Origin of the sequence: Domibacillus epiphyticus (assembly GCF_001975785.1) — a bacterium.
GTDB classification, from domain to species: Bacteria; Bacillota; Bacilli; order Bacillales; family Domibacillaceae; genus Domibacillus; species Domibacillus epiphyticus.
Map to the genome: position 1 here is coordinate 79,111 of NZ_MSFI01000025.1, position 11,476 is coordinate 90,586.

The window sequence follows — 11,476 nt, forward strand, 5'->3', positions numbered from 1 at the left end:
ACACAATTCATAATTATTTCGGCGGGGTTGGAAATAACCCTTTTCGATTCGTATTACCCGGGAAGAGCGGCAGTTTGGCGATATCCACAGCTGTTTGGGCTGATTTCAAGTCGAGCTGTATCTGCTCATCCATGTTATACGGGTGAAACCAGCTTTTGTTCATCATTAATTCTGATACCTCACCATGTAAATCAATCGCTGCTTCTAAATGTTGAAGGAGTACAGTTCGCACCTCGGGGGTTGGAGATTCAGTCAAAGCAGCAGCATAGTTTCTTACACCATTTTTTACCGACAATAAAAACTCTAGTGCAATTGCTGTATCGGTCAGTTCCGGCATGCCAACGGAATTAATCGGATCCAAATAATCGTTCATCTCTTATACCCCTCCACTCATTAAAATGTTCTCGCTCCAGCGTAGAGACTTTGGAGTTCATTCAATTGGTGAATCGATAACGTCACGTCTTTCTCCATTAAAGCCTTTAAATCAACGTCAAAGCATACGCCCTGCATCAATTTTGATTTAAGGAGGCAGTTCGTTTTAAAATTAACCATTTCATGCAGTTCCATCGTTTCATGAAAGCCCAAACTTTTTTGTTCCATTCCCTCACCTCCGGATTTATGAACAAAAGTATTTTTTCTTGATACCGATTAATTTATACAAAGCAAACAGTTGAGTTAATTTTGATGCCAAAATGAATAAGCTTGCTTGAAAAAGGCAACCTAACTGAAGTACATGATCACATGAGAGGTGAAGAAAATGACAAGCAGTTTGGCACAGCATGAAGCACTGGAAGTTCATGAATTATTGACGTTCAAAAATCTTTGTTTAACGAAATCCTCCACAATGAGCGCATTAGTTCAAGATTCAGAATTAAAAGCACTTATTGACAACGATGTAAATGCATCAAAAAATCACATCCAGCAATTAGAGAACTTTTTAACAGCCGGGGGGACACCGAAATGAATGGTTTATTAAAAAATATAACGGGTATGAAAGGTATGACCGACGAAGCAATTGCAACAGATTTGCTAATTGCGGCCAAATCAGGCGTTAAGTTTACCGCATTTGCTCTCACTGAAGCGGCAACACCAGAATTACGAACTGTATTGCGGGAACAGTTAATGGCGGCGATTACAACACACGATAACTTAAGCAAATACATGATGGCAAAAGGGTTTTATCATCCTTACAACTTTGATGAGCAAATACAGGTTGATGCTACTGCAGCAGCAACCGCAAAAAATCTTACGAATTAATGGTCTGAATAGATAAAAAACGGCTGTGGAGAAATTCTCTTCAGCCCTTTTTTATAATTCGACCTTTTAAGGAGGAAATAAAATGGAAAAGAGCGCTTCAACCGAACAATTTCTTCCGTTTACCTCAATTAAAAGCGGAGCCGGCAATGAAATTGCGAATGATGTTTTTTGTTTTACTGTCCAGATCGTCAATGTATGCTTTATTGGGAATCCTGACAAAAGCAGCGAATGGATATTAATTGATGCAGGAATGCCGGATTCAGCTGAATCCATTCTTTTAGAAGCTGAAAAACGGTTTGGTCCTGATCATCGATTAAAAGCAATTGTTTTAACTCACGGCCATTTTGATCACGTAGGAGCCGTAATTGATCTAATAGAGAAATATAAAGTTCCCGTTTATGCGCACAAATTAGAATTTCCTTATTTAACTGGGAAAAAGAATTACCCTAAACCTGATCCTTCTGTTGAAGGTGGTCTGGTCGCGAAAATGTCTCCGCTATTTCCGAATGAATCGATTGATATCGGTGAATATTTAACGCCTCTCCCGAATGATAAAAGTGTCCCTCACATGGCAGGATGGAACTGGGTACATACGCCTGGACATACAGAAGGACACATCTCTTTGTTCAGGGAAGATGATGGAACGTTATTAGCAGGCGATGCATTTGTAACGGTCAGACAAGACTCACTTTATAAGGTCATCACGCAGAAACAGGAACTAAGCGGTCCCCCAAGGTATTTTACGACTGATTGGCAAGCGGCTTGGGAATCGGTGAAAAAGTTAGAATCGCTGCATCCATCTGTCGCTGTTACAGGTCATGGAATGCCTATGTCAGGAGAATTGTTAAGAATCGGATTAAAACAGCTTTCCAATGAATTTGACAAGGAAGCTATTCCGGATTTTGGACGATACGCCGACGGACAAAATGAAAAGGACATGTAATTGTAGATTGGAGCGTGCTTCAATGGAAAAGAGAGAGCACAATGAAAAAGAAAAAGACGTCCAACCGCAGCCCCCTGTTCAAGAAAAAAACACCAAAAATATGGTTTGTAATGATGAATTGTTTCTAAAGGACTTAAAAGCAATCGTAGATGATACAGAGCGTTTGAATGATTAATCAATGGTAAGGCGGCATATATGATCCCTCGTAAATGCCGCCTTTAATTCACATAAAAACTGGCTTCATCTACTTGTTTCATCCCCGCTTCTTTCAGATCCTTCATTAAAGAAAAAAGTGCTTCATCTTTTTGCTTTGCCTCAATCATCACATCTAGATTGTCAACACTGCCTTTAACATGATGAAGAAAATCCAGAAACCTTCTTATGTCAATAAAGTCCGCATGTGCACGGAAATCCTTTTCTGACTTCGGGCTCGACATATGCACCTTGACAGGAAGTTTGGAATATTTCCACGTATTCACCGCACGGGACCATTCCTCTTCCCACTTCACCCCATCTTCATGATTCGCAAGATGATGATGATAATCGAAAACGAAGGGGACTCCTAGTTTCTCGCAAAGGTACAGTGTGTCTCTCATTGAGAACGTTTTATCATCATTTTCAAGCATGATCATGTTCTGGAGTGAAACCGGCACATCCCCCCAATTATTCACAAATTGCTCCAATGCTTTTTCTTTATCCTTATAACCGCCTCCAACGTGGATAACACAACGGTGCTCCGGATCGATACCCATTCCGATAAGAAGCAGCTTATGCATATGCAGTGTCCGAACGGATGACTTGAAAACATCCCCATTGGGTGTATTTAATACAACAAAATGTTCAGGATGAAAATCCAAACGCATATGAGGATGGCTGTTTAGATAAGAACGGATCGAACGGAAAACATCTTTAAGCGGTTTTATGTAATTCCATTCTGGCAGGTCCGGATGATTTGCTAAAGGAATAAGCTTAGAGCTTAACCGAAAAAAAGCGATATCATGAGCGGCATTATGTCGAAGCAATCTCAGGCAATTTGTTATATTCGAAACAGCAATCCGCTCTAGTTTTTTTATCGCCGCGTCCCTGTCTTGAATTTTCATAAATTGAGCATGTGTCATCGTTTGGGAAGGAGAAGCGTTTTTTACATTTACACTCATCGCTGCATACCCAAGACGGACAATTGTCATTCGCCGCACCTCTTTGTTTCTATTCTTTTATATCCCCTTTATTTTGCCCATTATAAGATAGGTCATACTATGTGACATTTTTCAATTGTTTATCGGCACTGCTCAATATTTTTCACCTTTTGGAAACATACTACGTTTTGAGGTGAAAATATATGTATAGACTGCTTTCTCATAATGATTTAGACGGAGTTGCATGTGGAATTTTAGCAAAGCTTGCCTTCGGTACGGACGTAAAAGTTCGGTATAACTCCATTTCCGGCCTAAATCATGAAGTGCAGTGGTTTTTGGAAAACGGAGACCCAAACACGTTTCTATTTATTACTGATCTTTCTGTAAACGAAGAAAATGAAAAAAAGCTAAATGACTTTCATCATTCAGGCGGGAAAGTCCAATTGCTCGACCATCATAAGACCGCGCTGCATTTTAACAACTATGAGTGGGGGCACGTAGTCGTAGAAGACGAGAAAGGAACATTAACTTCAGCCACGTCTTTATTATACGAATACCTATTAAAACATGAACAAATCAACCCTTCCCCCGCGGTCGATGAATTTGTCGAGCTCGTCCGGCAGTACGATACCTGGGATTGGGAAAAGAATAATAACCAGAAAGCGCAAAGGCTAAATGCCCTCTTCTTTTTAATCTCGATCGATGAATTTGAGGAGAAGATGATCAGCCGTCTAAAAACAAATGATCATTTTTTCTTTGACGAGTTCGAGGAAAAGATACTTGATATGGAAGAAAACAAAACCGATCGGTACATCAGACGGAAAAGACGTGAACTTGTCCAGGCACCCATTGGCGGCTATTATGCCGGTATTGTCTATGCTGAATCGTATCATTCTGAACTTGGCAATGAGATCGGGAAGGATTGTCCCCACCTTGACTATATTGCCATTTTAAATATTGGCGCAAAACGACTCGGATTCCGTACGATCCACGACCATATTGATGTATCGGATGTTGCCGGACAATATGGAGGCGGAGGCCACTCAAAAGCAGCAGGGTGTTCGTTAACAGACGATGCTTACAAACAATATGTGACGGAAACGTTTCACCTTGAGCCATTACGGGAAGATGCGAAGAGAAATCGGTATAATATTAAAAGCTCCTCGTTCGGTTCCATGTATAAAAATCGAAGGGAAGAAATCTTTTTCATTTATCCAATTGATGACCATCATTGGGCGATTGATTATCAAGATTTGAGGATGCAAGAAACCTTCACAACCTTTCAAGAAGCGGAAACTTTTTTAAAAAGGCATTATGCTGCGTGGCTAATCAGAGACGATGCCTTTGTCAGCTATTTAATGGACTGCGTAAAAAAGAAAAAGCAGCGGGAGTGAACAAAGGAGGAAATAATGAGGAGCGATGTACTCGATGTAGTGATTGCAGGAGGCGGCCCTGGAGGATTAAGCGCTGCTCTTGTATTGGGAAGATCGTTGAAACATGTCCTGGTGATTGATGAAGGAAAGCCGAGAAATGGGGTAACGGTTAAATCCCACGGCTTCCTGACAAGAGATGGATCAAAACCCGGTGACATTAGGCAAATCGCTCAAGAGCAGATGGCAAAATACAAAAATGTCTCTATTATTGAAGATATTATAGATGATGTTGTAAAGGAAAACGGCCTTTTTACGTCAACGACCCGAAGCGGAAAAAAGATTATAAGCAAGAAAATCATCTTTTCCACTGGCATGAAAGATCATTTGCCTGCTATCCTTGGTCTTCATGACGTATATGGAAAAACCGTTTTTCATTGTCCATATTGCGATGGATGGGAACGGAAAAACGAACCGCTTGCTATATTTGGCAACGGAAAAGAACTGTTTCCTTTTATAAAGCTTATCTACAACTGGAGCCAAGATTTGATTGTGTTTTCAAATGGTCCAGCAATCATTAGCGATACCGAAAAAAAGGAACTTGAAGCTCACGGCATCGGTCTTGTTGAAACCCCTATTGCTGAATTTCAATCGAATGATGGAATTTTGGAACAAATCGTCTTAATAGACGGTGATGCCATCAGCCGAAAAGGCGGGTTTATGCTGACAACAGGCGAGAAGCAATCTTCCATGATCCCCGCCCGCCTCGGGATTCCAATAAATGAACAGGGTCAATATGAAACAAATGAACACGGAGATACGAATATAGAAGGACTTTTTATTATAGGAGATGCGAAAAATACATTTACCAGTATCGTTGGCGCTGCAAGTCAGGGATACGAAACCGGAGTCAAGATAAATGGTGAGTTTGCTGAAGAAAAGTGGTCTGATTAATAGCCTCGCGAAAGGAATACATCATCTTCATATATACAATTGTTGCCGAAATATAATGCCTGTATCATAGATTAGCAAGTAATCTTTGATACAGGCTTTTTTATTTCTTCTTCAACTTACCCATTCCTTAAAGTGCCCGCTCTCCAGTCTTGACCAACTTAATCGATGTAATCTTCTTTTAAACGGATTACTTGGATTCTCCGGATTGGTCCACCCCCCTATGTATGTGCACCGGGAGATAACTTCTTTCACGAACATATCGTGTAGAGCCGTTCCCTCATTCAAAAAAGCTCCAGCCGTATGTAAACCCCCCACGCCAGAATTACTTGGCTTGCCAATTTTCAACTGAGTCGGTAAATGCCTCCTCTCGTTGCTCACAATTCAACCAACATTATCAAAGTCCATTTTTGCCTGGTAAGCAGGATGTGATGATGGAACACCCTCCGAATACACTTCACGGAATTTTGTGCAGTCAGTTCCACTATAATTTAATATAATCATGTCACCGATTGTGGACTCTGCTGCTGTTGTACTTTTATGAATGTGTTTCAAAGCATTTTGAAAAGCACCAAATATACCACGTTCTGGTGAAACTAAACTTATCACATCGTTAACTTTGGATCCCTGCTCGCCTGAATGGGGTTTTTATTCCGGTTATATATTTGCATCTTTTTCTGGGGAACGGTTTCTGTTAGAAAATTATGTATAACCGTTCATTCCATCGGATTGGATTCTGTAGAGAATAAAAATGCACGAATCACTTCAATCGGAATATCCATGTCACGTGCAATTTGAATCAGTTCAATCCATTCCTTATCTAATTTTCCGAATTTAACCTCATTTCGACCTAACATCAAATCCCCCCAAATTTCTGAGGCAGCTCAGCCATCCTAGTCACACAAGACCTTAGATCTGTAGCTTTGCGTCCTATTCTTTCGATTAGTTTGCCGTTATCTCGATATGCATAAACTATACTACAGGAAAAAACAAAAAAATTCCACTTTATGCAGTTTACTCCTTTGTATGTTAATAAACAAAATTTTTCTCTTTTCATGTCAATCCATTCGTACGCAGGCTTATTTTAAGAAATGCTAAAGGAATAATCTTATATCTTTCCTCGTAATTATGAAGGAAGTCTGAATATCGGAGGGATTTTATGTCACAACATCCGAAAATACCGGGCCATTTTGTGATGGATCACCAGAATGGTTTATTATTACCTCCTGAACTACAAGCAGATCCAAAGGAATCTATGAGCGAAAAAGCCTTTATCGAACGCTCACTCGCTGAAAATCGGTTTTGGCTTCGAATTATGAAAGAGCATGCGTATTTTTTAGGGCAAGGATTCAATAGAAAAGATAAACAGTTAATTGCAGAAGCGAATAAATTTATTCATTACTTTGACCATCATCTTAAAAAGTCCCACAGTATACCTGAAAACGCTGCGTCAATACGCAAATTAAACGAGGAAAGCATAGAATTAACGAGGGCTTTCAGAAACTTTAAAAGAAACGTACTTCTTCTCATTATTAACTGTAAAATATCCGGTTTTAACCTTCCCCTCCTTGTTGATCATGTAGCTCGTGAAGCAGAATACTTTGTTCGGACACTAAGAAAATTTAACAAAGGGATTCTTGACTCTATTCAAGACGCCATTATCCAGGAAAATGTTTTCTGGTTAAAAATAATGATGGAACATTCACGGTTTATGTCTCACTTATTAGACCCTTCGGAACGAAACCTTGTAAAAAAAGCAGCCGAGTTTGGAGATAATTTTGAAGTCCTTTTAAACCAAGCACGAGATGTTGAATCCATGCTGTCCCATAAGAAGCCGGCATATCCGATTATCGGGAAACTGAATAAAGAAAGCGAAAATGCGACGATGGAGTTGCTTGAATTTAAGAAAGCCGGCCTTGATATGATTAAAGCGTGCCAAATTAAGCACATCATTGATCCACTATTAGCAGATCATGTTGTAAGGGAAGCAGAACACTTTTTATATTTGGTGAGTGTTTTAGAAAAAAGGTTGCGTTTAAGACGAAATGAGGAATGTGATGAACACATGTAATCTCTGATGATCTTCATCCTTTTCTGAAATCATTAGATATCACCCTTTCAAAAAGAATGTTGGAGGGGTGTTATTTAATGAAATTAAGTATTGAATTGATTTTTCAATATGTAAAGCACGAAGCAAATACAGAGCGTTATAAAAGAGAACAAAAGAGCTGAACTGGCAAAAGCAATTATATACGCGTGATAATAAGAGGCCGTTCCTATAATATCAATGTTAAAAATCGAACTGAACGCATGAAGGCAGAATAAAAACACAAATAATGCTGACATACCGCTCACTGCCCCTCTTATATCTTCTTTACTTAAAGCAATATGTGTTGATATACATAAAGCCAAAAAAAGAAATAGCCAGAATAAAGGGTTCAGTGCATTTTCAATCGTAAACAGACTTTCAAACAACACAACAGCAGAAAATAAAGATGATGTAAACATTTCAATGTTTAGTTGTGCCGGGCGTACATGATGTGTTATATAACCAGCAAAGAGCTGATACGAATCCGGGACACAAAAGTACATGAGTAAAATGAGTGCTCCGATACTAGACAAGAATGGACCAATTCCGATAAAAAAATTACCCATTCGCTGATACAAACTCCTTTGGCTATAACTATGTTTGACGTACCCTAAGTAATTCACTCCCGATCTTGCTGGAAACCACTGTACATCCCTTATACGGTGTCTAAAAAGAACACACATGAAAACATGGCCGAATTCATGAACTAGTGTCCCGATCCATGCTGTAAAAAGAGAGCCTCTCTTGCCGAACGTTCGAAACAATAAATGGACCGATATTTTTTCTAAACAACCAAGCAAATATCCGAAAGTAAAAACGGCGCCAATAAACGTGATGAATTGAAAAGCAGCACTCATCACCAGATGGAGAAACGAATCAAAAATGATGCATCACCTCAAGCTTTTTTTAAAGTCCCTCACTTTATTGTACATGATGCAGCAAAAAAGAGAGGGAATCCCCTCTCTGATTTTCCTTCTTTAGGAGTACACTTCTTTGGTCTCCTTTAGTTGAGTGGCTAGTTCCACAAACCACTCTTCATCCTTTGTTAGCAACGCTAAATCAATTAACTGGTGAATCTGCTCTTCATTTTCCGTTTTCACAACAGGCAATTTTTCAACCGATTTGTCCATGAGCCTGATTGTTCTTCCAACCGTTTTTTCATTATCACATTCCACGACCGTCACTTTGATGATTTCTTGTATATCGTTTGATTGAACAACATACCCGCGTATGAGCTCACCTTCTCTCGTCCTGCCCTTTACCCAGTCCCCTTCTTCGAAATACTTTTTGCGATTTACAGACATCGTCATTCACCATCCTTAAAAAATAATCCCAAATACGGTAAAAGCATTTTTTGTAACAATTTTATTTTGTCAGGTAGGAAGTGCAATGTAAGTGCTTAGTTATTCATACAATAGGATGTCCTTCCTTTATTGTATTCATTTCCGTTCTATTGAAGAATCAAACCATTTGACTTCCTGACCGTTTATAATATATCGTTAATTACCGATATATCGATATTGTATGTAAAAACAAAAAGGACACACAATAATAAACATCAAAATTTTTGAACGGTTGAAAACCAGCCCGCTAAGGAGGAAAATTGTGAGCCTGCAGAACCATGGTGCATTCCGAAAAATGTATCAAAAAGAAAAAATGACACTTGGTTTTGTCATGCCTCTCGAACGAATGAGCACGTCCATCCCCAAAATGCAAAATCAAGTGGACATGACCAAAAAAATCGAACAATTTGGTTTTTCTGCTCTTTGGCTGCGGGATGTGACAATACAAAACTTGAAAGTGGATGACAACGGTTAATTGTATGATCTTTGGATTTATTTAACGTATCTCGCGGCAAAAACAAAAAGCATTGCCCTCGGTACCGCAAGTGTCGTGCTGCCCGTCCGTCATCCTGTACGGACGGCTAAAGAAGCGGCCTCCATAGATACTTTATTCCCTGAACGGCTCATTATGGGAGTTGCATCCGGTGATAGGGAAAAAGACTTTACAGCACTGGGTGTGGAACACCAAACCCGGGGGAACACATTCAGGCACCATTACGAAATTCTTGATCGTCTCCTTCATGAAGAGAATCCAACAATTGAATCCAGCATTGGGATGGTTGATGCAAAAACGATGAGAATGATTCCCCGTCCTGTCTCAGTCATTCCGACAATGGTAACCGGCTTTAGTCAACAATCAATGAGATGGATCGCCGAGCATGGAGATGGCTGGATTCAGTACCCCCGGGATATTTCAGAACAGTCGCTCTTAATTCGTGATTACCGCACCTTATCAGAAATAGCTAATCCAGCTGTGTTTAAACCTTTTACCCAGACGCTCTATATTGATCTTGCGGAAGACCCAAATCAAACACCAAGAAAAATCCCTTTAGGGTATCACCTTGGACGAAATCATTTGCTTGAGCTGCTTCATAAATTTGAAGCCATCGGTGTCAATCATTTAGCATTTGTTTTATATTTCGCCAGACGTCCTATAGAGGATATGATTCAGGAGCTTGGAGAAGAAGTGCTGCCCCACTTCCCTGCTCATGACCTTACTGGCAAAGAGTAATGGATTATATTTTGAAATACTAGAATAGCCTTAATTCCCTGAATACTATTATAGAAAGAAGTTGAAAAAATGTCTGACAAGAAAATTGGTAAACGACTGAGTGATATTCACTACTCCGTTCTTGACCTATCTCCGATTGTAGCAGGCGGCACTCCTTCCAATTCATTTCAGAATACACTGGACCTTGCCCGTCATGCGGAAAAATTAGGATATACCCGATTCTGGCTGGCAGAACATCATAACATGCCTTTCATTGCCAGTTCTGCAACATCCGTTGTCATCGGTCATGTGGCAGCCGGCACATCGAAAATCCGTGTCGGTTCAGGCGGTATTATGCTGCCCAACCATGCACCTTTAGTCATCGCCGAACAGTTCGGAACACTTGAATCATTATTTCCCGGACGGATCGATCTAGGTCTCGGCCGGGCGCCTGGCACAGATCAGCGCACCGCTCATGCCCTTCGCCGTGATCGAAGAAGTACGAAAGACGATTTTCCGGAGCAGCTAGCAGAGCTCCGTACTTATTTTGACCCGTCATTAGGAACTGGTCACATGCCGGTGAGAGCCATCCCCGGAGAAGGATTAAATATTCCAATCTGGCTGCTCGGTTCGAGCGGATTTAGCGCACAGCTCGCAGGACAGCTCGGTCTGCCATTTGCGTTTGCCAGCCACTTTTCACCTAACAATACAATTGGTGCTCTTAACCTATATCATCGTTCTTTCCAGCCATCAAAAACGCTTGATAAACCATATGCCATGGTAGGGGTAAACGTGATTGCCGCAGATACGGACGAGGAAGCGCAGTTTTTAGCCACCACATTGCAACAGCAATTTTTAAACTTAAGCCGTGGTAATGAAGTGGCGCTCCAGCCGCCTGTTGAAAACCTTGCTGATAAATGGAGTCCGTACGAAATAGAAGCTCTCCAGCATCAGCTTGGCTCTTCCATCATCGGAAGCCCGGAAACAGTGAAACAAAAAATGCAGGCGTTTTTAGATGAAACGCAGGCAGATGAGATGATGGTCATTAGCCAGATTTTTGATCAAAAAGCACGTCTTCATTCTTATGATATTGTGGCTGAAGTAACGAAATAAATAAAAACCCCTTATCGAACAATGAACTGCACCCCAATTGTTAGACACCATCTGACAATTGGAG

The 11,476-nt window shown here is 40.4% G+C and carries 15 protein-coding genes, 1 pseudogene and 1 riboswitch; of the genes and pseudogenes, 9 read left to right on the top strand and 7 right to left on the bottom strand.

Annotation, left to right across the window (positions count from 1 at the left end; genetic code table 11):
• Positions 1–13 precede the first annotated feature (13 nt).
• Entirely contained in the window at positions 14–373 is a 360-nt protein-coding gene (locus tag BTO28_RS14135; RefSeq protein WP_076767381.1) for a spore coat protein, read from the bottom strand.
• Positions 374–393: 20 nt separating this feature from the next.
• Positions 394–600: a spore coat protein gene (locus BTO28_RS14140; protein WP_076767383.1), complete on the bottom strand. Its 207-nt coding sequence runs from the start codon at positions 598–600 to the stop codon at positions 394–396.
• Between the two features lie 157 nt (positions 601–757).
• Between BTO28_RS14140 and BTO28_RS14145 the strand changes: the two genes are divergently transcribed.
• The 4 genes from BTO28_RS14145 to BTO28_RS17205 all read left to right on the top strand — a co-directional run bounded on the left by BTO28_RS14145 (position 758) and on the right by BTO28_RS17205 (position 2,375).
• Positions 758–964 carry a hypothetical protein gene (locus tag BTO28_RS14145; RefSeq protein WP_076767385.1) on the top strand — a complete coding sequence of 69 codons (207 nt, stop codon included), beginning with the start codon at positions 758–760 and terminating at the stop codon, positions 962–964.
• Positions 961–1,257, top strand: coding sequence for a spore coat protein (locus tag BTO28_RS14150; RefSeq protein WP_076767387.1), 297 nt, complete (start codon positions 961–963; stop codon positions 1,255–1,257). Before BTO28_RS14145 ends, BTO28_RS14150 begins: the two co-directional genes overlap by 4 nt.
• 82 nt (positions 1,258–1,339) lie before the next feature.
• Positions 1,340–2,200, top strand: coding sequence for an MBL fold metallo-hydrolase (locus BTO28_RS14155; protein ID WP_076767389.1), 861 nt, complete (start codon positions 1,340–1,342; stop codon positions 2,198–2,200).
• Positions 2,201–2,222: 22 nt separating this feature from the next.
• The gene (locus BTO28_RS17205) at positions 2,223–2,375 is read left to right on the top strand and encodes a hypothetical protein (protein WP_158068832.1); all 153 of its coding nucleotides are present in this window, start codon (positions 2,223–2,225) and stop codon (positions 2,373–2,375) included.
• Positions 2,376–2,418: 43 nt separating this feature from the next.
• Here the strand turns inward: BTO28_RS17205 and uvsE are convergent, their stop codons facing one another.
• Positions 2,419–3,387, bottom strand: coding sequence for a UV DNA damage repair endonuclease UvsE (uvsE, locus tag BTO28_RS14160; protein WP_076767391.1), 969 nt, complete (start codon positions 3,385–3,387; stop codon positions 2,419–2,421).
• A gap of 152 nt (positions 3,388–3,539) precedes the next feature.
• Between uvsE and BTO28_RS14165 the strand changes: the two genes are divergently transcribed.
• Both BTO28_RS14165 and BTO28_RS14170 read left to right on the top strand, forming a co-directional pair.
• Complete coding sequence (locus BTO28_RS14165) at positions 3,540–4,730, top strand: DHH family phosphoesterase (protein ID WP_076767393.1); 1,191 nt, start codon at positions 3,540–3,542, stop codon at positions 4,728–4,730.
• A gap of 15 nt (positions 4,731–4,745) precedes the next feature.
• Positions 4,746–5,660, top strand: coding sequence for an NAD(P)/FAD-dependent oxidoreductase (locus BTO28_RS14170; protein ID WP_076767396.1), 915 nt, complete (start codon positions 4,746–4,748; stop codon positions 5,658–5,660).
• Positions 5,661–6,041: 381 nt separating this feature from the next.
• Here the strand turns inward: BTO28_RS14170 and BTO28_RS17585 are convergent, their stop codons facing one another.
• Positions 6,042–6,266: an excalibur calcium-binding domain-containing protein gene (locus tag BTO28_RS17585; protein WP_076767400.1), complete on the bottom strand. Its 225-nt coding sequence runs from the start codon at positions 6,264–6,266 to the stop codon at positions 6,042–6,044.
• 107 nt (positions 6,267–6,373) lie between these two features.
• A complete protein-coding gene (locus BTO28_RS17325) occupies positions 6,374–6,514 on the bottom strand; it encodes an anti-repressor SinI family protein (protein ID WP_198936779.1) in 141 nt (46 codons plus the stop codon).
• Positions 6,515–6,532: 18 nt separating this feature from the next.
• Positions 6,533–6,619: riboswitch (cyclic di-GMP riboswitch) on the bottom strand.
• 197 nt (positions 6,620–6,816) lie between these two features.
• Here BTO28_RS17325 and BTO28_RS14185 point away from each other — a divergent pair.
• On the top strand, positions 6,817–7,728 hold the full coding sequence (locus BTO28_RS14185; protein WP_076767402.1) for a DUF2935 domain-containing protein: 912 nt from the start codon (positions 6,817–6,819) through the stop codon (positions 7,726–7,728).
• Between the two features lie 83 nt (positions 7,729–7,811).
• Here BTO28_RS14185 and BTO28_RS17590 read toward each other — a convergent pair whose 3' ends face one another.
• Both BTO28_RS17590 and BTO28_RS14195 read right to left on the bottom strand, forming a co-directional pair.
• The gene (locus BTO28_RS17590) at positions 7,812–8,312 is read right to left on the bottom strand and encodes a hypothetical protein (protein ID WP_233129890.1); all 501 of its coding nucleotides are present in this window, start codon (positions 8,310–8,312) and stop codon (positions 7,812–7,814) included.
• 411 nt (positions 8,313–8,723) lie between these two features.
• Positions 8,724–9,050 (bottom strand): IDEAL domain-containing protein, encoded by a 327-nt coding sequence (locus tag BTO28_RS14195; RefSeq protein WP_076767406.1) that lies wholly within the window; start codon positions 9,048–9,050, stop codon positions 8,724–8,726.
• Between the two features lie 334 nt (positions 9,051–9,384).
• Between BTO28_RS14195 and BTO28_RS14200 the strand changes: the two are divergent.
• Together BTO28_RS14200 and BTO28_RS14205 are read left to right on the top strand one after the other, a co-directional pair.
• Positions 9,385–10,320, top strand: a pseudogene (locus BTO28_RS14200) (TIGR03571 family LLM class oxidoreductase).
• A gap of 69 nt (positions 10,321–10,389) precedes the next feature.
• Complete coding sequence (locus BTO28_RS14205) at positions 10,390–11,412, top strand: LLM class flavin-dependent oxidoreductase (RefSeq protein ID WP_076767408.1); 1,023 nt, start codon at positions 10,390–10,392, stop codon at positions 11,410–11,412.
• Positions 11,413–11,476: the final 64 nt, after the last annotated feature.